Annotated in this window: 16 protein-coding genes; 8 read left to right on the top strand and 8 right to left on the bottom strand. The window is 50.1% G+C overall.

Annotation, left to right across the window (positions count from 1 at the left end):
* Positions 1–125 precede the first annotated feature (125 nt).
* Together ACO0LG_RS20215 and corA are read left to right on the top strand one after the other, a co-directional pair.
* Entirely contained in the window at positions 126–1,202 is a 1,077-nt protein-coding gene (locus tag ACO0LG_RS20215; protein ID WP_423029356.1) for a GlxA family transcriptional regulator, read from the top strand.
* A 90-nt stretch (positions 1,203–1,292) separates the two neighbouring features.
* Positions 1,293–2,258 (top strand): magnesium/cobalt transporter CorA, encoded by a 966-nt coding sequence (gene corA / locus ACO0LG_RS20210; protein WP_423029355.1) that lies wholly within the window; start codon positions 1,293–1,295, stop codon positions 2,256–2,258.
* A gap of 116 nt (positions 2,259–2,374) precedes the next feature.
* Here corA and ACO0LG_RS20205 read toward each other — a convergent pair whose 3' ends face one another.
* A complete protein-coding gene (locus ACO0LG_RS20205) occupies positions 2,375–3,256 on the bottom strand; it encodes a phosphate/phosphite/phosphonate ABC transporter substrate-binding protein (RefSeq protein WP_423029354.1) in 882 nt (293 codons plus the stop codon).
* Positions 3,257–3,578: 322 nt separating this feature from the next.
* Between ACO0LG_RS20205 and ACO0LG_RS20200 the strand changes: the two genes are divergently transcribed.
* The gene (locus ACO0LG_RS20200; protein WP_423029353.1) at positions 3,579–4,754 is read left to right on the top strand and encodes a DUF3667 domain-containing protein; all 1,176 of its coding nucleotides are present in this window, start codon (positions 3,579–3,581) and stop codon (positions 4,752–4,754) included.
* A 36-nt stretch (positions 4,755–4,790) separates the two neighbouring features.
* Here the strand turns inward: ACO0LG_RS20200 and ACO0LG_RS20195 are convergent, their stop codons facing one another.
* A complete protein-coding gene (locus tag ACO0LG_RS20195; protein WP_423029352.1) occupies positions 4,791–6,038 on the bottom strand; it encodes a sensor domain-containing diguanylate cyclase in 1,248 nt (415 codons plus the stop codon).
* Positions 6,039–6,346: 308 nt separating this feature from the next.
* Between ACO0LG_RS20195 and ACO0LG_RS20190 the strand changes: the two genes are divergently transcribed.
* A complete protein-coding gene (locus ACO0LG_RS20190; protein ID WP_423029351.1) occupies positions 6,347–8,038 on the top strand; it encodes an alkaline phosphatase family protein in 1,692 nt (563 codons plus the stop codon).
* 90 nt (positions 8,039–8,128) lie between these two features.
* On the opposite strand, the gene ACO0LG_RS20185 is transcribed toward ACO0LG_RS20190, so the two are convergent.
* The 3 genes from ACO0LG_RS20185 to ACO0LG_RS20175 form a co-directional block, all read right to left on the bottom strand.
* Positions 8,129–9,694 carry an oligopeptide:H+ symporter gene (locus ACO0LG_RS20185; RefSeq protein WP_423029350.1) on the bottom strand — a complete coding sequence of 522 codons (1,566 nt, stop codon included), beginning with the start codon at positions 9,692–9,694 and terminating at the stop codon, positions 8,129–8,131.
* 471 nt (positions 9,695–10,165) lie between these two features.
* On the bottom strand, positions 10,166–13,363 hold the full coding sequence (locus ACO0LG_RS20180; protein WP_423029349.1) for an efflux RND transporter permease subunit: 3,198 nt from the start codon (positions 13,361–13,363) through the stop codon (positions 10,166–10,168).
* 2 nt (positions 13,364–13,365) lie between these two features.
* Positions 13,366–14,610: an efflux RND transporter periplasmic adaptor subunit gene (locus ACO0LG_RS20175; protein WP_423029348.1), complete on the bottom strand. Its 1,245-nt coding sequence runs from the start codon at positions 14,608–14,610 to the stop codon at positions 13,366–13,368.
* Between the two features lie 220 nt (positions 14,611–14,830).
* Here ACO0LG_RS20175 and ACO0LG_RS20170 point away from each other — a divergent pair, with 220 nt between their 5' ends.
* The 4 genes from ACO0LG_RS20170 (at position 14,831) to ACO0LG_RS20155 (ending at position 18,129) form a co-directional block, all read left to right on the top strand.
* Positions 14,831–15,505, top strand: a complete 675-nt coding sequence (locus tag ACO0LG_RS20170) for a dienelactone hydrolase family protein (protein ID WP_423029503.1) — start codon at positions 14,831–14,833, stop codon at positions 15,503–15,505.
* A 236-nt stretch (positions 15,506–15,741) separates the two neighbouring features.
* Positions 15,742–16,773 carry a Glu/Leu/Phe/Val family dehydrogenase gene (locus tag ACO0LG_RS20165; protein WP_423029347.1) on the top strand — a complete coding sequence of 344 codons (1,032 nt, stop codon included), beginning with the start codon at positions 15,742–15,744 and terminating at the stop codon, positions 16,771–16,773.
* Positions 16,774–17,005: 232 nt separating this feature from the next.
* Entirely contained in the window at positions 17,006–17,512 is a 507-nt protein-coding gene (locus tag ACO0LG_RS20160) for a DinB family protein (RefSeq protein WP_423029346.1), read from the top strand.
* Between the two features lie 89 nt (positions 17,513–17,601).
* Complete coding sequence (locus tag ACO0LG_RS20155) at positions 17,602–18,129, top strand: GNAT family N-acetyltransferase (protein WP_423029345.1); 528 nt, start codon at positions 17,602–17,604, stop codon at positions 18,127–18,129.
* 4 nt (positions 18,130–18,133) lie between these two features.
* On the opposite strand, the gene ACO0LG_RS20150 is transcribed toward ACO0LG_RS20155, so the two are convergent.
* The 3 genes from ACO0LG_RS20150 to ACO0LG_RS20140 all read right to left on the bottom strand — a co-directional run bounded on the left by ACO0LG_RS20150 (position 18,134) and on the right by ACO0LG_RS20140 (position 22,284).
* Positions 18,134–19,963 (bottom strand): sensor domain-containing diguanylate cyclase, encoded by a 1,830-nt coding sequence (locus ACO0LG_RS20150; protein WP_423029344.1) that lies wholly within the window; start codon positions 19,961–19,963, stop codon positions 18,134–18,136.
* A 346-nt stretch (positions 19,964–20,309) separates the two neighbouring features.
* A complete protein-coding gene (locus ACO0LG_RS20145) occupies positions 20,310–21,317 on the bottom strand; it encodes a hypothetical protein (RefSeq protein ID WP_423029343.1) in 1,008 nt (335 codons plus the stop codon).
* A 31-nt stretch (positions 21,318–21,348) separates the two neighbouring features.
* Positions 21,349–22,284 (bottom strand): polysaccharide deacetylase family protein, encoded by a 936-nt coding sequence (locus tag ACO0LG_RS20140; protein WP_423029342.1) that lies wholly within the window; start codon positions 22,282–22,284, stop codon positions 21,349–21,351.
* Positions 22,285–22,323 lie beyond the last annotated feature (39 nt).

The following is a 22,323-nucleotide window of genomic DNA, read 5'->3' as shown; positions in this document are numbered from 1 at the left end:
CTTTTGGAAACAGAAATGTTGTTTCTGTGTAGCAAGTATATTCATGCTCACAGAAATTAATAAGCTAAAATAGACAAGCCATGTGCTGATCCAGCCATAACTTGTAAGCAAATCTATGTAATAAAATGTTACCGCTACGCTTTGACCTTTTATATCTGCAAGGCTGTTTGCCCGGCGCCATGCTGACCAGCATTGACGCTGTCATGGCAGGCAATACACTATGGAGTTTGCGCAACCCGGAACAACTCAGCCGCATTGGCAAGTCTGCCCTGCCATTTCGCTGGCGCATCATCGATATATATGGCAAGCCGCTGCACCTGTCAGGGCTGAGCGATGTAATGGCACCTGATGCTGACAACACCGATGACTACCTGCCCGCCAGGCAAACCGTGCTGGTGGTGCCTGGCCTGCACATGGCAACTATCTATGATCTTGAAAAACGCGTAAAAACAGGCGCCGCAGAAAAAGCCTTGCTGCAGACACGCTACCAAACCGGTGCCATCATTGCTGCCAGCTATAACGGCACCGGCTTCCTGGCCGAGGCGGGCTTGCTCGATCACAAACAGGCCGCCATCAGTTGGATGATCAGCGGATGGCTAAGTGATAACTATCCGCAGGTATTGTTAAATCTGCGGCATGAAGTGGTGGTCGATGGCAACATCTTTACCACCGGTGCACTGGCGAGCAATTACCGTTTAATTTACGAAATCATGCGCCTGCATTCTGGCGATGCTCTGGCCAATAGTGCCATAGATGCCACGTACTACCGTGAAGAGCGCTATAAGATCAGTGCGGACATGAACCCCGTGCTGTCGACCAAAGCCAGAGATGGCATCGTCTTCAAGGCAAGGACATGGCTGGAAGCCGACCTCAGCCGCTCTTATGATTTACAAGAAGTTGCCAATGCCGCCGCAGTCAGCCCGCGCACTATCAATCGTTATTTCAATGAAGTGCTTGGCATGTCGCCGCTCTCGTATCTGCAAACATTGCGCATACAGAGAGCCAAGCAATTATTGGAAATCAGCATGCTGGATATCAATGCCATCGTTGAGCAATGCGGTTACCGCAATAGCAGTTCATTTTGCCGACTGTTCAAGAGGGAAACCAGGATGAGCCCACTGCAATTCCGGCGTCGCTTCAGTTTCCGTGTGGAAAAGCGCTGGTGGCGTGCCGGCGATGCGACTTTTTACGATACCAATTGAATTCTGAGCAGCCCGAGTTTACATCGGCATCATATTCGATCAGACTGAGGCCGCAACTATTTTTTCATAATAAAGATGGAAAACTGAAACATGTTAATCAACTGCGTCACTTACCAGGAAGGCCGCAAGCTTTCCGATATCTCCGTAGCAGCCATCAGCGACTATGTACAAAATAAAGACCAGTTTGTCTGGGTGGCTTTGCGTGACGCTTCGGATGAAGAGTTACAGGAAATGCAGGTGGAATTTGATTTGCATGAGCTGGCGGTCGAAGATGCGCGCCATGGTTATCAAAGGCCAAAGATAGAAGAATATGGTGATTCCCTTTTTGCCGTCATCCACACAGTGGAAATGCTGCAAGGTGAATTGAATATAGGTGAGCTCAATCTCTTCGTCGGTGAAAATTATGTGCTGTCGGTACGTAACCGTTGCCAGCAAAATTTCCTGGGCGTGCGGCAACGCTGTGAACGTGAGCCACATTTGCTCAAGCATGGTTCTTCATTTGTGTTTTATGCCCTGATCGATGCTGTGGTTGACCGTTACTTCCCGGTCGTAGAAGCCCTCGAAGAAGAACTGGAACTTATCGAAGAACAGATTTTTACCAAGGGTAGTGAACGCGCCAACATTCAGCGCCTGTACCAGCTAAAGCGCAAGATCATGGTCGTCAAACATGCGGTCACGCCCTTGATGGAAGCCTGTGGCAAATTGTTTGGCGGACGCGTTCCTGCCCTGTGTGTAAATACGCAAGAATATTTCCGCGATGTATATGATCACCTGTACCGTATCAATACCTCGATCGAAACCATACGTGACACCATCAGCACGGCGATACAGGTTAACTTGTCCATGGTTGCCATTGATGAGAGCGAAGTCAACAAGCGTCTGGCTGCAGGCGCTGCGATTTTTGCAGTACCCACTGCTTTTGCCGGTATCTGGGGGATGAACTTCAAGGCCATGCCAGAACTGGAATGGCATTATGGGTACCCCATGGCGGTAGGCATCATGTTCTCAGCCTGCGCTTATCTATATTACCGATTCAAAAAATCCGGCTGGTTGTGACAAGGAAGGACGTACACATGAGTGCCGTCGCCTTTTACAAGCAATTCCATGGAATTTATCAAAGAAAAACGCATCACCGCAGCAAAGTAGTGATGCGTTTTGATTAGCAAGTATTGCTATTCAAATGGCGGCGCTTTGACAGCACGCATGGCGCTTTCCAGCGTAGAGGTGCTTAGGGGTTCTATAAAACCCTTGATACCTGCAGTCTGTGCGGCTGGTTCAGTCGCAGGCATTTTGAGTAATGCGGTCTTGATCTCGGCTGCCACGTCTTTATTCGCATGTGGCAAGGCGACCACGAAATATTCTGGATACAGTTCCGTCGTCAGCAAGAACGGGAATTTGGCATCCTTGCGCTCATCCAGGATAGTGAAATCGTCCAGCTTGATCTTACCTTCCTTGGCCATGTTTTCCAGTATGCCGGTACGGACAAAGGCGGCGCTGGATTTGCCTGATTGCACGGCCAGCACAGAGTCATCCTGGCTGGTGGTCGTGAACAGCCCATAGTCACGCCTGGGTTGCATACCCTTTTGGGACAAGTGATACACCTGGAATAAATAACCGCCAGCAGACTGTATGCCCAGAGCGCTGACAGGCTTGCCCTTCAAGTCTTCCAGCTTGCTGATGCTGCCGCCTTTCTTGACCACGACGACACCACCGAATACAGAACCCTGCTTACCGTTCAGCGATGCCAGCAGCGTTGCGCCCAGCTTCACTTTGAGCATCAGAGTCTGGTTAGGATTAGCGAGGATGAAATCGACCTTCTTGGCACTGGCATCGCCAAATACCTTGGACACTTCCATGGGGACGATTTCTACTTGCTTGCCTGTTGCCTTGCTTAAGTATTTGCCCAGGTCCTGCCACTGGTTTTGGGTTTCTTGTGTAGAGCGCGGTGCATTCACACCCAGCTTGTAGGTTTCTGCACTGCTGGCTGTCGCTGCACCCGTCAATAACATCATGAGGCCAGTAATTTTTATAAGAAACAGGCGTGTACTTTTCATTATTTGCACCTTTGTCATCAAGAAGTTAACGATTTCAATTTGCAACAGATAAAGCGTGACACTAAAGGCAGATCGGAGCAGAACTCCTTAAAACCAAGATGAGTTACCGCTACACGGTAAGTGATGCGTTCCAGAATAGCACCAAGTATATGGATAGACTATGCAATTATGGGGAAAGCCACTTTCATTAACGATTTTTTGATACCACAATGAATGGAAAAATCTTGGCACATTATCAAATCCACACCTCATTTTGTGCTATCTTGCCGGACTGAGGGAAGCTCAATATCGTGCACAATCAAAAAAATCAGAGAGCAAATGTATGAACGTGGATGTGGAAATTGCGACGGACGTGGCAACAGCAGCCGTGCTGGTCAACGAAGCACAAAAAGGCAGTTCCCATGCAGCCAGCGGTGATGAACATCAACATGCCTGTGCCAACTGCAATGCGACCCTGCAAGGCGCATTTTGCCATGCTTGCGGACAAGCCGCGCATATACACCGGTCGCTGCTGCATTTGGTAGAAGAGCTTTTGCATGGTCTGTTCCACTTTGAGACCAAGGCATGGCGGACCATCCCAAAACTGATCTGGTCACCTGGCAAACTGACCCGCGACTATATAGAAGGGCAGCGCACGCGCTATGTGTCACCTTTGGCCCTGTTTTTGTTTTTGATCTTTATGATGTTTTTTGTGTTTTCTTTCACGACCAGTAATCCCCTTGAAAGTATTTCTGACAAGCCGCATACCAAAGAAGGTATCACCAGGGTTTTACAAGAGAATCAAGCGAAGTTGACATCCCTGCAAAGTGAGCGCGGCCAACTACCGGCAGGAGACTCGAAACAGGAAGAACTGGATGAAAACATCGCCGATCTTAAATCAGACATCACTGCACTGGAAAATTCACTAAGTTTACTTGGTATCAAAAATGATGGAACCGGTCAGACAAAAGCTGACGACAAGGATAATGGTGTAGGAAAACTGGCGCAAAAACTGGATGAAAAACTGTTTAAAAAAATAGAAGAAAAACAGGCAAAACAAGCAGAGAAAAAACAAAAGGTAACGGTTACCTCTTCCCTTCCATCCATACAGGAAAAAATCAAGCATGCGGTCAATACACCTGAATTGACCTTATACAAAATGAAGAGCAATGCTTCGAAGCTTGCCTTCATGCTCATGCCCATCTCCTTGCCGTTTTTATGGTTGCTATTCATCTTCAAGCGCAGATATGGCATGTTCGATCATGCAGTGTTTTCGCTGTACTCCCTGTCCTTCATGGCCTTGCTTCTGATGATGACGGCCATACTGAATACCATGGGTTTCAGCACCGTAGCAGTACTGCTATTTGTGTTTGTGCCACCCCTGCATATGTTCAGGCAGTTACGTGAGGCCTATCAATTGGGAATAGCTGCCAGCCTGTGGCGCACGATAGCCCTGCTGTTCGTGGCAGGATGTTCGTTGCTCATTTATCTGTTACTGATTCTGAGCGTCAGCGCCTGATCAGTGTGTAGTGTGCAGCAGGGGAAAACCCGAACACTAGGTTTCCCAGGTAACCCGGTTGCGGCCTTTGCTCTTGGCCTGGTACAAGGCCTTGTCCGCGCGCTCAAGTAAACGGCCAAGGCGGTCATCCTCGGACCGGTATATGGCGATGCCTATACTTACAGTCAATGAGAACGGTTCGCCAGCGGCAGTATTCAACAGCAGGGATTGTACATGAGCGCGTATGCGCTCAGCCACCAGCATGGCCTCTGGCTGATTGGCCTGTTGCAGGAGCACGCAAAACTCTTCTCCACCAAGACGGCCAAACAGGTCTGATTCTCGCAATTCCAGTTTGACAGCTTCAGCAAAACGTATCAGCGCCAGGTCGCCAGACTGGTGACCATATTTATCGTTAATGCTCTTAAAGAAATCCAGATCCAGCATCAGCAGTGTCATCTGGGTTTGATAGCGCTGGCAGCTTTTGAATATGTGCTCGGCATGTTCAAGAAAGGCCCGGCGATTGGCGATGCCAGTCAAGGAATCCGTGGTTGCCAGTCTTTGCAATTCTCTTTCCAGCATTTTGCGCTGGGTGACATCCCGGCAAATGCCTTCTGCCCCTGCATAATTGCCTTCATCGTCATACAGCGCCTGGCTATTGACTGAAATATCAATGGTACGTCCATCCTTGGTGACCATTTGTCCAGGGAAATCATTAACCATACCGTGCAGCATGATTTCTTTTCTAAAGGCCTCCCTGTCGCCCATCTGCGGATAGAGGGCCGCTGCAGGTTTACCCTCGATTTCGTCAGGGGTGTAACCCAATATTTTAGTGACTGCCGGACTGACTTTTTGTACTATGCCGTCGACGTCGGTGCGGTAATACACGTCCTGCATGTTTTCAAAAAGACGCCGGAAATTGAATTCACTCTGGCGTAATTGCTCTTCCATCTCATTATGCTCAGTCATGTCCATGCCACTGATCAAGACGGCATCTTTACCCTCAAATACGATGGATTTGCTAATCACCAGCAACATGCGGAAATTACCCTTGCTGGTACGGATGCGGAACTTGCTGTTTGCATTCGCCCAATCGCTGCCCTGCTTTCTCAAGCGCCCCTGCGAACGCGGCTGGTCGATGGGATGAACAAATTCATCCACCGATTTGCCCAGCAATAGCTGCTCGTTACTGACTTCCAGTAACCGCACCGCAGTGGGATTGAGCTTGACCAATTTGCCATTCACCGCAATCGCGACAGCAACGGGCAAAATATCAAAAAGGTAAGCGTAATAGTTATCTTCGTTCAAGACGGATCCGATCAAGGCTCGCCGCAAGTCTTGTATTGACAAGCGTCACATCATTTTACTGCCGCGTAGGTTCCCGCAAAGTAAGAAAATGCAAGATCAGGCAGATTGTTTTTGGCTTGCGACAACAGTGAAGGTAAAAAAATTTAGCATATTAAAAATACATGCTGGAAAGCATACGCATTTTTAATATATATTTTGCCCAAAATTTACGCTGTCATGCGCCTGTCAGATGCATCACTTAGTGTATGCTAGCTTTAGTGCCGATAAGAATCAGAGTCGGCTTTTCATTGACTGTTCGATAATATACCATGATGAATCACTTGCCAAACATGCCCAGGCCGATGCGCCGATTGTTGTTACTGAGCGGCTTTGCTGCCGCTGTCAGCCTGCCCACCTCAGATGCTCTTGCTGCCCTTGCAGTCGAAAAACCGGCGCAAGCCAAACTGATCGTGGTTCTGGTTGTTGATGGTTTGCCGCAGGAACAAGTCGTGCGTTACCGTGACCAGTTTGGTCAGGGTGGTTTCCGCCGCTTGTTGGACCAGGGTGCCTGGTTCTCTGATGCCCATCAAGCGCATGGCATTACCGTGACTGCGGTTGGTCACACTGCCGTACTCACAGGTGCATATCCTTACCAGCATGGCATCATCGGCAATAACTGGATAGACCCGGTCACGCTGGAATCTGTCTATTGCACAGAAGACAAGCAGTACACTTACATCGGTGAAGAAACCAAGGCCAGCGACGGCACCTCCCCGGCCAACCTGCGCGTGAGCACGCTGGGCGATGAATTGCGCTATTCGAATGGTGAACACAGCAAGGTGATTACTGTGTCCGGCAAGGACAGGGGTGCGATCCTGCTGGCAGGCAAAACTGGTACCGCTTATATGTACATGAGCAAGACGGGTAATTTTTCCAGTTCCACGTATTACATGAAATCCCACCCACAATGGGTACAGCAATACCAGGCAGCAAAACCGCAAGACCGCTTCTATGGCAAGGAATGGCGTCCGTTATTGCCTGATGCTGCGTATGTGAACGATGCCAACGACGAGCTGGTCATCAACCAAAAAGAAAAAGACAAGCGCTTCCCATTCGTCTATAACAGCAAATCAGGCAAGCCTGATGCTGATTACTATAAGGATTTATACACTAGCCCTTATGTCGATGAGATGACACTGGACTTTGCCCGTGCTGCCATCGAAGGTGAAAAGCTCGGACAAAACCCGACTGGCGTGCCAGATGTATTGGGTGTCAGCTTGTCCAGCCATGATTATGTCAATCACAGCTTTGGTCCTGAGAGCCATATGTCACATGACCATTTGCAAAGACTGGACAGGATGCTGGCGAGCTTTTTCACTTATCTGGACAAGCGCGTAGGTCTGGAAAATACCATGGTGGTGTTGACAGCCGATCACGGTTTCCCGAACGTGCCGGAATTTGCGCAATCCATCAAACGTGATGCGCAACGTCTGGATAGTAAAAAAATGACCGGAGACCTGAACCAGCACCTGTCTGAAAAATTTGGGCAAAAGGATCTGGTCCGCAAATGGTCTGCGCCCAACTTCTTGCTCGACTATAAGCTGATAGAGCAAAAAAACCTGAAACGCGAAGATGTGGAAAATGCAGCCGCAAGATTTTTGCTTGGCTTGCCAGGTGTGGCCGACAGTTTTACCCGTACCCAATTTGAAAATGGCAACCTGCCACGTACGCGTATAGGCACACTGGTGCAACGTGCATGGCATAAACAGCGTTCGGGCGATGTCATGGTTGTCACCAAGCCTTACTGGTATTTTGGTAGTGAAGCGCATGGCACATCGCATGGCTCACCATACATCTACGACACCAATGTACCACTGATATTGATGGGCAAACCTTTCAAACCCGGTTCCTATGGCCAGTATGCAGAAGTCATGGATATTGCACCTACGCTGGCGCACCTGTTGCGAGTGCGCCCACCGTCAGGCTCTGAAGGACGGGTACTGACAGAAATACTGCGCTGAGCAATAAACTGGAGAACAGCTAAACAATAGCTGAACAAAAAAAACCGCATGAATAAAATCATGCGGTTTTTTTGACGTCATACAATCAGCTTATTTCGCCTGACGGTAATTGTTTTGCATCGTATAACCTCGTGCATACAGGGCAAACAAGAAAGCTGCCAACAAAGCAAAGCCGGCAAAGAAGAACATCTGGAAAGCCGTGACGCTCATGCCAGTTGATTTGATTTGCTCAGTCACCGCCTCACTCTTGACACTGGAGTTGGCCAGCAAGACCCACAGGTTACCAATCGTGACCGACAGGTTCCAGAAGCTCATAATCACACCCTTCATTGCCAGCGGTGCCTGGCTATAGGCAAATTCCAGACCTGTGGTTGACACCAGCACCTCACCAAAGGTCAGCAAGGCATACGGCAGGATTTGCCATGTGATGGTCAGGGCATTGCCACCATCAATGGCTACTTGCATGAAGCCGACCACGATCCAGGCCAGGCCAGAGAATGCAATGCCAGTGCCCATGCGGCGCAAGGCAGTGAGCTCCACGCCTTTACGCTTTAACAATGGATACAAAACCAGGTTATTGAAAGGGATGAGCAGCATCACCAGCATAGGGTTCAAAGCCTGCATTTGAGACGACTGGAACCATGAAGGCTTGGTCATCTGATCCGCCTGCAAAACCCATGTTGATGCCTTTTGATCGAACAAGGACCAGAATGGTGTCACCAGTGCAAACACCACCAGGATGCGCAATACCGAACGCACACCGTCAATAGCGATATCAGGATGGATGCCACGGGCTCGCTCCAGTTGCATCCACGTACCCATGCCACCAAAACCTAGCACAAGCACCAGCGCAAGGCACAGCGCCGCGACGATGCCTACTTTAGGAATCAGGAACATCGAGCCTATCGCCAGTAACACGCCAGCCACAGCAATGAAATAACCGGTCTTAGCCTGACCAGGTACATTCGTGGTCAATGCGGTGCGCACTACATTCAGGAAAGAATGCGGGTCACGCGGTGCTGGTGGTACATGGATGTACTTGGTACGGCCAGACCAGAAAATGATCGTGGCAATGAACATCAGCAAACCCGGAATACCGAACGCAATACTGGCCCCCAACTGCTTGAGGAAATAAGGCATCAGCAAGGACGCAAAGAAAGAGCCAAAATTGATGATCCAGTAAAAACCGTCAAACACTTTTTGAGCAAGAGAGCGGTTAGACTGATCGAACTGGTCTCCGACAAAAGACGTCACCAGTGGTTTGATACCGCCAGACCCCAAAGCAATCAAAAATAGCCCGGTGTAAAAGCCGTTACGGTTATCTTCAAAAATAGCCAGGCATGCATGGCCGCAGCAATACACAAGGCTGAGCCAAAACACCGTATTGTATTTACCAAAATAACGGTCGGCTAGCCACCCACCCAGCAAGGGGAAAAAATATACGCCGATGACGAAGGTATGGAATACCTCTTTTGCCATGCCGGCGCGCATGTTTTCCGGCATGGACAGCAGCAGGCTGGTCGTCAGGAAGGTGACGAGAATATTGCGCATGCCATAAAAACTGAAACGCTCACAGCCTTCGTTGGCGATGATGTAGGGTATTTGCTTGGGCATCCGCGCCTTGTCGGCGCCATCCATAGCCACGGATTGAGTCATTCGTCTCTCCTGTTCAATTGTTTTTTTTCACTGCCTTGGCAAACTGTCTTTTGTAAAGACAGGCTTGCCTTTTGGGATCATGGATAAGTTTTTCCAGCACATAAGATGGATATATCTGGAAAAACAGTGGGCGAAGTATCCAGATTTGTGAAGGGGTAGTCAAGCGTGAAAACGCCCTCATTTGATAGAGAAAAGCTATGGTTTTAAACTTACTCTAACATTCAAGTAGAAATAATGTCAGAGAGCTACTGGAATGCTAAGTGCCTGAAACCAGCAAAAGGGCTACAAGCCGCATGGATGCTGGCTTTGTGCACCGCAAAAATAAAAAACTTATGGGTTTATGACGATACGGTTATGAGTAAAATCCACACAAAATAATTTTTTCGTATGCTTTACCTGTGCGCCACATTTGATGGACATAACCTGGCGTAAAAATGAAACTGCCCACTTGTGAAGTGGGCAGTTATTTCATCAAGCCAGGGCAGGTTTGCCGCTGATCTTACGCCACAGCTTGAACGGCAGGCGGAAGATAAAGCGCAACATGACGAGTGTCAGCAGGGCTTCAACCAATGTCATGATGAAGGCAAAGAAAGTATTCCAGCGCGATTCACGGCGATGGAACTTGGCGACCATGCGGTCAACACTGATTTCTATACTGTCGTAGAAAGTCGGCACGACCAGTAAGGTCAGGAAGGTGGAAGTGATGGTGCCGCCAATAATGGCAATCGCCAGTGGGCGATAAAACTCCCCCCCCTCACCAAGGCCTATGGCCACGGGCAACATACCGGCAATCAACGCAAAGGTCGTCATCAGGATAGGACGCAGGCGCTTGCGGCCAGCGTACATCAGCGACTCTTCACGGTCATAGCCTTCTTCTTCCCGCTTCCTGGCGCAGTCCAGCAAGAGAATCGCATTCTTTGCGACCAACCCCATGAGCATGATGATACCGATAAAGCTCATCAGGTTCAGTGTGCCTTTGGTCAGCAACAAGGCGACCACAACACCTATCAGGCTCAAAGGCAGGGACAGCATGACAGGAATAGGCGCGGTGAAAGAACCGAATTGCATGACCAGTATCAAGTACATCAAGCCTATGCCTGCGACCAGGGCAATAGTCATTTCAGTGAACAATTCTTTTTGCGAACGTGCTGCGCCACCCAGTTCTATACCAAAACCGGCAGGGAAATTCATGGCCTTGGCGATTTTCAAAGCCTCGGCTGTGACTTCACCAGAAGACTTGCCTTGTGCATTGGCAGATACTTCTATCATGCGTTTGCCATCGGTATGCTGGATCTTGGCTGGGCCTTTGCCCATAGTGATCTTGGCGATCTGTTCCAGCGGCACCATCTTGTCGCTACCGGCCACGGCAATAGGCAGACGTTCTATATTTTCTGCGCTGATCCTGTCATCTGGATGCAGGCGCACTGCCACGTCACGCGCTTCGCCGGTAGGATCAACCCAGTCGCCAATCTCGACACCGGCAAACGCCACGCGCAAAGCCTGTGCGGCATCATTGACTGAGATGCCGAGTGAATTTGCCAGGCCACGGTCCAGTTCTATCTGCAATTCATCTTTGGGATCCTGTTCAGACAAACCCACATCCACTGCGCCTGGCACCTTGCTGAGCTGTCCCATGAAGTCAGTGGCAATCTCGGTGAGTTTTCTGGAGTCCGGGCCTGAGAACCGGATTTGCACTGGCTTTCTGGCACCATTGCTGAGATCATCCTGCACCACATATTCTGCGCCGATGATGGTTGCCACCAGCTTGCGCAACTCTACACCAACTTCGCTGGCAGAGCGCTTGCGTTCAGTACTCTTGCCAATGTCCACATACACGCGGCCACCACCAGCATTGATAACACTGTTGGTGGCCTTGGTTTCTTTGATGGTACGGGCAAGCTCGGCAGCTTTTTCTACCTTCATGCGGCCATAATCCAGACTGGCACTGGATGGTGTACGCACGTCGATGACCAGGTTGCCGTTGTCAGAGACAGGCAAGAAACTGGTACCGCCCTGGGTCGCATGTAAGGCGATTGCCCCTATAAAACTGAGGCCGGCAATCAGCGCCATCCAGACGCGGTGATGCAGGGCCCAGGCAATCACATTGCCATAACGGTCAGCCTGATGGTCGAACCAGGTATTGAATTTGGCGAGTACCCGGCTGATGCCACGCTTGGGCTCCAGATGGTGGCCGACCGGGTCGCCCCAATAAGCAGACAACATTGGGTCCAGCGTAAAAGAGATAAACAAACTGACCAGCACGGAACTGGCGACAGTCAAGGCAAACGGCCGGAACCATTCACCAGACACACCGGGCATGAAAGCCACGGGAATAAACACGGCAATGATAGAGAAAGTGGTAGAAGCGACAGCCAAGCCAATTTCCTTCGTGCCATTGCTAGCGGCAGTGCGGCGGTCTGACCCCATCTCCATATGACGCACGATGTTTTCGCGCACCACAATCGCATCATCAATCAGCACACCAATTGCCAGTGACAAGCCCAGCAAGGTCATGAAGTTCAGGGTAAAGCCACATAACCACACTGCAATGAAAGCCGCAATCACCGAAGTCGGCAAACTCATGGCCGTGATCAGGGTGGAGCGCCATGAGTTAAGGAACACGTACACGACAAAGATCGTCAACACCGCACCAAACATCAATGACTCAATAACATTGTTCAGGCTGGACTGCGCATCCTTGCCACCATCTTGCGTCACTTCGAGCTTGCTACCTTTTGGCAGGGTCTTGTTGATTTCTTCTATCAAGTCGCGCACTTTATTGGCGACTGTCACGGTACTGGCATCACGCGAACGGGTGACTGAGATGCCGACATTGGGATTACCATTGCGCACACTGAAGCCACCTATCTCGGCAAAACTGTCGGCAATCTCAGCCACTTGCGCGAGTCTCACCAGATCGGTACCACGACGCTTGATGACAATATCCTGGAACTCTGCTGGTGACTCTATGCGGCCTATCAGGCGTATGCTTTGTTCATCCAGCTTGCCACGCACTTTACCTACAGGTGCGGTGGTATTTTGATTGCGCAGTGCAGTGACCACTTCACCGACGGAAACATTGTATTCACGCAGTTTTTGCGCATGCAGCAGCACTGTCAACTCCCTACGCAAAGAACCATTCACACTCACAGTAGCAACGCCATCTATACCGCGGAATTTATCGGACAACTCGTCTTCTGCCAGCCGTGAAATCTCGGCATGGCTAAGCGTGCTGGAAGACAGCGCCATCTGCATGATGGGCTGCGCCGAAGGGTCACTTCGCTCCAGTATCGGCTCCCGCATTTCGGTCGGCAGTTTATAGCGCACCGATGCAATCGCATTGCGCACCTCGTCCGAGGCTTCAATCAGATTTTTGTTGAAGTTAAAAACGATCACGACTTGCGCACGACCTTCAAACGCTGTCGAACGAACCTGGTATACACCAGTGATGCTTTGCAGCGACTTTTCCAGACGGTTGATGATCTCGCGTTCCACCGTTTCTGGCGATGCACCAGGATAAGGAATGCTGACCACCAGTACAGGTTCCTCAACATCCGGTATCTGGTTAACCTTGAGTTTCTTTAGCGCCAGCAAGCCCATGCACATGAGGGCGATGATGATGACGATCATCGCAATGGGGCGCTTAATACTGAAATCAGAAAGGAACATGATTATTTCCCTTTAGGACTGGCAGTTGCAGGAGACGAAGCCGCCGCAGGTGCTGATGCTGATGCAGCAGTTGAACTGGCCGGAGCCGCAGGCAAGTCAGCGCCGGCAGTAGCAACCATTTTTACCTTCTGCCCATCCACCAGGGTAGAAATCGGATTGCGTATGACCTTGTCGCCATCCACCAGGCCGCTGCGTATTTCAAAATCACCACGCCGTGGATCACGTTCACCAATCACGATACTGACTTTTTTCAGTGTGCCATCCTTGATGCGCCAGGCATAGGCCTTGTCGCCATCACGTATCAAGGCTGTGCTCTTGATCATCAGGGTCTGGGTGGAACCTGTTTCTATGCGACCTTCAGCATACAGGCCAGACACCTTTGGTGGTGTTGCGTCGGCAAAAGCCACTAGCACTTCTACCTGTCTGGTAGTGGCATTCGCGGCCATGTCCACCCGCTTGACCTTGCCAGCAAATTGCTGGTCGCCATAACCATTGACACGGAAACTGACTGCCTGGCCTATCTTGACATTATTCACCTTGTCAGCCGACAGCAAACCCTCAAAACGCATGCTGGTCGGGTCGATGACCTTGACCAGCTCTTTGCCTATCTGGGCGGTATCACCGGCTGACACCTTGCGCTCGCTAACCACGCCATCAAAAGGTGCGCGTACTTCTGTGCGTTGCATTTGCTGGCGTGCCTGCACCGCGCGCGCCTTGGCTGCGACCAGATCACTCTGGGCATTATTACGGCGTATTTCTGCATCTTCCAGTTGCTGGGTTGATGTCATGCCAGAAGCGCGCAAAGTTTTCAAACGCTGGAACTGGCGTTCAGCCTGCTCCAGTGTTTGTGCCGATACTCTGGCGGCTTCGTCTGCCGAATTGCGGCTGTCGCGTATCGATGTATCATCCAGGCGTACCAGTAAATCATTACGCTTTACGGCCTCACCATTTTCTTTAAATACTTGCAAAACCACGGTAGATAATTCCGAGCGCAGGTCGGCCTTGCGTTCTGGCTGTATTGAGCCGGTAATTACTGGTCCGGAAGAAAGTGCACTATTCTGTATGACTTGCACATCTTCTTCTGTCACCAGCAACGGGCTGTCCGGTATCTTGGCACTGGCTGACTTTGAGCTGGCTGACCCTGCGCTGGCTTTGGACTGGTCCGTTTCCTTGCCATCTTTTCCTCCCTTGCTGCATGCCGTCAATGCCAGGGCAAGGGAAAGAAAAATCAGACTGGGTCGCAACATGGTGAATCTCCGTATATTTATAAATGTTTCACTAAGAACCTGATTTGTAACAAATAGTTCCAATTCTTGCCAAGTATCCATGAGCATGTACACCAGTGTCAATCGCACATTACCAGCTTGCAACATTATCTAAATACTAGCTAAATATCATCGAGTTTCTTGCATTGTCAGCGCAAGTCCGGTAGGCTCCCGCCTCTTGCGTATCTATCAAGCTCTTATTGTGTCTGTTTCTGCGTCTGCTCCTGTTTCTGTTAATGCGTCTATTAATGCGTCTGTTAATGAGTCTCTTAATGCGTCCGCTACCAAGTCTGCTCCGGCCTCACCGCCCGTCTTGTTGATTGTTACTGATGTTTTTGGCAATACGCCTGCGATTGCCAGTTTTGCCCGGCAATTCCCCTTGCCCTGCCTGATTGCCTCGCCCTTTACTGGCGAAAAAACACAATACCCCGCAGAAACACTGGCCTATCATGCATTTATTGCTGAAGGTGGTGTCGCTGCCTATGCGGACAATCTGTCCCAGCTTATCCAGACTCATCAATCCAGCCTGCGTTATGCCATAGGCTTTAGCGCCGGTGCCAGCGCCTTGTGGCTCAATAGTGCCAGCACGGCCATGGCAAATCTGCAACAGGCGGTATTATTTTATGGTTCGCGCATACGCGATCACCGAGATGTACAGCCTGCCTGCCCGACACGCCTGATATTTGCTGAGCAAGAAGCCGCGTTTGAACCGGCAGAACTGGTGGCCGACTTGCGACAGCGCAATCAGAATGCGGAACTGGTCAAGGGCAGCAAACATGGCTTCATGAATCCGTATTCCGCCGGTTTTTGCCTGAAGACCCAAGAACGCTTTATGAAAGAGCTGCTTGATCTGGCGCAAATCAGCGCTGCTGCATAAGCAAAAAACCTGCTTGTAGCTGGCTGGCAAGATTGAGTTTCACACCCTATTCCCCTATACTGCGCACGCGTGACACAATCACCGCCCTGCGTTTTTGCTTACACCAACCCGTGATCAAAGACGATTTTACTTGCATGACAACACCACCTATTTAACTAACAACTAACTTTTTTGCGGCACCAGTGCATCTGCCTGATCTGGCAGCTCGTCTGGTCGATCCGCGCGGAGCCATAAGCATGACCGCCTTTGTATTTAATGAAATCAATTTCGACGACCACGAACAAGTCGTGTTCGCATCCGAAGCCAAATCCGGCTTGAAAGCCATCATCGCAGTCCACAACACCCATCTTGGCCCTGCCATGGGTGGCTGCCGTATGTGGAATTATGCAGATGAGGCTGAAGCCGTACGTGATGTCCTGCGCCTGTCGCGCGGCATGACCTACAAGAACGCCGTTGCTGGCCTGCCTATCGGTGGCGGCAAAAGCGTCATCATCGGCAATCCAAAAACTGACAAGACCCCTGCCCTGTTTGAAGCCCTGGGTGAAGCCCTGGAGCGCCTCGGTGGCCGTTATGTCACAGCAGAAGACGTAGGCACCAGCCCGGCTGACATGGCCAATGTTGCCAACAAAACCAAATACGTTGCCGGTCTGGGTGACCGTGGCGACCCATCCCCTTACACTGCACTGGGCTGCTTCGTTGGCGCCCAGGCAGCAGTCAAGCACCATTTAAAACGCGACAGCTTTGACGGTTTGACCGTGGCCCTGCAAGGCCTGGGTCATGTCGGTTATGACTATGCGCGCCAGTTGAAAGAAGCCGGTGCCAAGCTCATCGTCACCGATATCGACCAGGCAGCATTGAAACGTGCGCAAGAAGAACTGGGTGCAGAAGTCGTCGCCATCGACGCCATCTATGATGTGCAAGCCGATATCTATGCACCATGCGCACTGGGTGCGACACTGAACCTGGACACGCTGTCGCGCCTGAAAGCGAAGATCGTTGCAGGTGGCGCCAACAACCAGCTGGCGACGCCAGAGATGGGCGAAATTTGCCGTCAAAAAGGCATACTGTATGCACCTGACTTTGTCATCAATGCCGGCGGCATCATCAAGGTGTGCTATGAATACCTGAACACGCCAGAAGACGGTATGGTTGCCCATGTACGCCGTATCGGTGAAACCCTGGCAGAAGTATTTGCCCGCGCTGATGCAGAAGGCCTGCCAACCAGCGTCGTGGCCGACCGCATTGCGGAAGCCAAGTTCAAGAAATAAAGTGATGCAAGCCCCGGCTTGCAGATGCTGAAATAAAACGCCACCAGATTGATGTTCTGGTGGCGTTTTATTTTGTGAGCTTGTGTCTTTGTGTCTTTGTGCTCTTGTATCGCTGAGCCATTGCCGTACTTTTGTATCTGCTGTAATCGCAAACATCTGTATCTACTGGTAGCATCTCAACAGGCATATCCTTTCTGTAAGGCAGATTGTTTACCCATACCGGAGAATATGAATGACGATGTTATCGAATATACACATACTGACCCACTATAAAGCCTGGGCTGACGACAAGATGTTTAGCATGTTGAGTGTCCTACCTGAAGAAGAGGTATTGCGCCCCCGTCTGACCCGCTTTGGCAATATGCTGCATACCCTGAACCATGTGTATGTCATCGACGATATCTTCCGTGCACATCTGCAAGGGCAACAACATGAATACCAAGACCGCAATACAGCTAATACACCAGCATTGCCTGATCTGTGGGCTGCTTCCAAACAAATGAACCAATGGTACCGTGACTTCGCCAAAGACCTGACTGACGATGATCTTGAGCGCGTCATCCATTTCAATTTCATTGGCGGTGGCGAAGGCATCATGAGTTGTCAGGAAATGTTGCTGCACGTCGTCAATCACGCTACCTACCATCGCGGTTTTGTCGGTGACATGATGTATCAGGCCAAGGTCATGCCGCAATCGACTGACCTGACCGTATTTGTGAGGGATGTGTTGAGAGCATGATGTATAAGCTTGTCATCCGGCGTGCTGCTTGAAAGAGTTGAAGTTCAGGCTTACACTCGTATGTTCCATTTTCAACAAGCTGCCTGATCATGACCATACTCACTACTGCACGCCTGCGCCTGGAACCAATGAACGACAGCCATGTTGATGGTCTCTTTCACATGAATAGCCAGGCAGAAGTCATGGAGTACATTACCGGCAAACCAGACACACCAGAAGACACGCTGGCCATGATAGAACGCGTCAAGGCGCGCTGGATAGAATATGGTTTTTCCTGGTGGAGTTTCATAGAACTAGACAGCAATGAAGTTATCGGTGCTGGCTGCATACAACATCTGGGCCGCGACCCGGCCAATCCTTTGGAAACTGGCTGGCGTCTGCGCAAGGAAAGCTGGAACAAAGGTTATGCATCAGAAGCCGCACAGGCCATGGCGGCATTCGCCTTTGAAAACCTCAAGGCTGAATCCTTGTGCGCGGTCTGCCATCAGGACAATCGTGGCTCAGCAAATATCATGAAAAAACTGGGCATGCAATACCGTGGCATAGAGCGCTGGTATGACATGGACACTGCAGTTTATTCCATGGATAAGGCAGACTGGCTGGCCAGCAGAAAATAAGGTTTTAATCTGCCGCAACAATAATGCGGTTACGGCCAGCTTCCTTGGCGCGGTACAAGGCCATGTCACTGGATGAGAGCGAGACATCGGCATCAATATCACTGGCCTGCATAAGCGCGATGCCTATACTGACCGTAACCGGAATAATATGGGTATGCGCATTGACTGGCGTATCCAGTAATTGTTTTTGCACACGCTCAGCAAAAACGGTGGCATCAGCAATGCTGGTGCCGGCAAGTACCACGGCGAATTCTTCGCCACCTACCCGGCCTGCATAATCGCTTTTACGCAGTTCATCATGCAGGATATGGGCAAAATGCCTGAGCACCAGGTCACCTATGGCATGCCCATAGGTATCATTGATGAGCTTGAAATTATCCAGGTCACACATCAATACCGCTGCCGCCTTGCTGGCACCGCGCTGCATGCGCGCCAGCTCTTCTTCCATGCGCCCCATGAAGCTGCGGCGGTTAGGGATCTGCGTTAAAAAGTCGATGGTCGCCAGTTCCTGCAATTCCTGTTCTATGCGTTTGTGTTCAGTGACATCGGTAATAAAACCATGCCACAGGGTAGCGCCATCCGGCAGGCGGCGTGGCCTTGCATCCATCTGACGCCAGCGTATGCCTTGTTGCGGCAGATTGACACGGTATTCCAGATGCAGGTGTTCCAGCCTGCTGGCTGATTTAAGAACGGCATTGCGATAGGCAGGAAAATCATCAAGGTGTATACGTGCGTGTATCAGCGCCACGGCTTCCTGCATCTGTAACGGGCTTAATTCATAAATATCGCGTATACCTTCGCTGAGATAGGTAAAGCGCTCTTCACCATTAGCTTGCATGCAGTATTGATAGGCGAGGCCTGGCACTTCATTGGTCAGGCAAGTCACCAGGTCTGCACTTTCTTGCAGACGCTGCGACAAAACCCGCATGGCAGTGATATCAGTGGTGGTACCTATCATGCGCAAGGGGCTGCCATCCTCCGCACGGCTGACTACCTTGCCACGGCTGGATATCCACTTATAACTGCCATCCTTGCAACGCACACGGTGCTCGACGACATATTGCTCAGTAAGCCCCTCAAAATGCGCCTGTATGGTCGCTTGTACGTAGGCGCTGTCATCAGGATGCAGACGCGCATAACTGTCTTCTATGCGTGCAGTAATTTCTGCATCGGCATAACCGAGTATGGCTTTCCAGCCAGGTGAATAATGTATTCGCCCACCAGGCACATCCCTGTCCCAGATGCCAGTGCCACTCCCCTCTAACGCCAGTGCCATACGCAGCATATTGGCCTGGCTTTGCTCAGCCAGTGACTGTGCTTGCAGGGATTTTTGCTGCGCGTGCTTGTGTTGTATGAGATTGGCGATCAGGCTGGCAAGCTCTTGCAAGACTTGCTGATTGGGCTTTTTCTCAATTGCCTCATTCTTTGCAAAGAAATACAAGCCATCTGACTGCCTGTGTTCATCATTGGAAATGGGTATCTCAGCTAGCAGCCAAAGGTCATGGTCTTGCGCAAGTTCCTGCAATCGGCTGACACGCTTGCTGTGCTCGGGAATTGTGCCTTGTGGATATGCGTCTTCGACCACTGCATACATCTTGCGCATGTCATCAAGGCAGGCATGGGGCAAATTTGAAGCAAGCAGCAGATCAGTCTCAATACCACCCACCACGATAGCAGACAGCAAACCAGAATAATGGGCATCCAGGCTGCTGACTATGCGAAGCAAACTATCCGTCAGGTCAGTATTGCGCGCAATATCATTCATGCATAGACGATACAGGTCCAGCAAATGCTGACCGCCTTCATTGCTCTTGTGCAAATTATCCAGACTCATATTTACCCGGCATTCCTGATCAGAGTGTACTTGCACGTATTCAGCATGCCAGTATATAGGCATGGTATACACTAATAAGCGCAGGTCATTACCAGCAGAGACCGATAATGCCCTATTTGATCATATACCAAAGAACAGAGGCGTGATGGAGCGCAACAATTTTTAATACAAATATTGAATACAATACGGTGTTGCGCTATTTCACTGAGATTTTGCTGAGAGTAATGCAACAGTAAATTGCTTTACAGAATTAATGGGGTCATCACAGGCCGCGTAAATAAAGGCCTTCATCTTCCAATGTTTGCGAATAATAGAACCCAAGCGGTGATAATAATGAGACTAACAATTAATCCAAATAAAATGTTTCAGGCTGTCCATTTTTCTGCATTAAAGCCGTAACTTGCTCTTGCCACACTTTTGGGTCCAGGTTTGCTGTACTGGGAGTGTCAAAATCACGCATGGGTCTGCGATCAAAAGCCTGGGCCAATACTCTCTGCATGCCAGCAAACTTATCAGGATTTTTATATATACCCAGAGCCATATTTTCAGCAGCAAGGTTCACCTGATGGAGTATGGCTTGTTCTTGCCTGGGATCGCTATGAATAGCCACTTCATAAAATGAAGTAAGTAACGCAAAAACTGGAGGCACTCCTTCCAGCAAGCAGGCTTGCAGTCTGTCGTGACCATCAAGTATCAGATACGAACTCAAACTGTGTACATGCCAGATCAGTATAGGAGGCATTTGTCCGGCTCTTGCCAGCTTGCGCCACCATTTAACACGACCACAATCTTTGTGTTGAGGGGCAAATACATTTAAAACATTATTCCCTTTTTCCTCATCGTAATCCAAATTCGCATAGACAACAGGCGCCTGCAACAGTTTAAAATCATTTTCTACTGCACCTGCATGCCACTGACTCGCGCTATACTTCTTGTTCCAATGCGGATCGCAACCCAGACGATCAAGATATCTCAGTGACCAATAGCCATTTGATAGACAGCTGATACTCGCTTTCGCCAATGCTTGCGCAAAATGCCTTAGCCACAAATGTTTTTTCTGCTCTGCAGAGGCCAAGGCGATCTTTTGCACTTCAGCCGCACTAATGGCAGGAAACCACTCCTGATGTAGAGGCAGACTACGGTAGATAGTCCAGCAGCAATACCTATCGCTATTCTTTTCTGCCCATAACAAAGGTACATCACCAGCATCCAGACGCATGAATTTTTCTACCGCTGTACGTAGATGAAGCGAAGGTGTGGATGTATTGCTGACGTTCAGCACCAGCCCCTGCCATCGCTCATAATTACGCTCGTAGTTTCCATTATCGTCTTGGAAATAGATATTTATCGCCATCGTGTAATTCTCATTTATGGAGGAAATCCCATCACAAACCCTGCTGCTTCAATTGCTCAATCTCAAAATCACCATCATCGACCAACCGCTCTCCGCCAGGATACTTGCCCAAGCCCAGTATTCTGCCCATGGACAACAACAGGCTCTGTCCTGATGCCAAACGATCAGGTATCAATTGATAGACAGGATCACTGAATGCCGCAGCCGGGGTCGTGAACTTCCAGCCCATATCCTTGAACTGGGCCAGCACATCATCAAGCCACAGGGCATTGATCAGATTGTGATGCATGAGCATGACTTGGGGAATATCGCGCCCCTGCAATTGCCAGGACAGGGCGCGATAAGCTTCGGCGCGCTGGCGTACATGGGCCAGGTAGGCACGCTTGATGGCACTCACATCTGCCTGGGGATTTTTGCCCAGTACTTCTACCAATTTTTCATTCAGGCGCCAGTCGCTGGTATCCAGGCTGACATAGGCATTACGGTAGTTATTCTGCTTCAAAAAGCTGCGCATGCCATCGCGCTTTTCTGGTGTATTCCCTTCGCGCAGATAAGTATAGCGATACCATTTCTGGTAACCCGGCAAAGTGCTGATAATGGCGTCGCAATCCAGTATCTCTTGCTGATATTGCGCCAGGCTGACTTTGTCGCTATGCAAGTCTGGGTGACTCATGCTGTGGTTACCGACAGCATGTCCAGCATCACCCCAGGCTTTGGCGAGCGCATAACCAGCGGGCTGTTTTGCCGCATAGTCTGCTGTCACAAACAGGGCAGCAGTGACGCCATGTCTGGCCAGCGCTTTGAGCATGGCCTGGTTACGCTGCTCAGGACTCAGCCTTGGCGTCTGCTCCAGATTGGGGCCATCGTCGATAGTGATGGCGACTGTTTGCGCATGCGCTATATTAAGGAACCCAAAAAAGGTAAAATTAAGCGAGAGTGCAAAACATATTTTTAGAAATTTGTGCATGTATTTTATAAAATGAGTTGTAACAGGTGTGTGCATTCT

Origin of the sequence: Undibacterium sp. Ji42W, assembly GCF_049340405.1 — a bacterium.
GTDB lineage: Bacteria > Pseudomonadota > Gammaproteobacteria > Burkholderiales > Burkholderiaceae_D > Undibacterium.
This window is presented reverse-complemented; position numbering and strand designations above follow the sequence as displayed.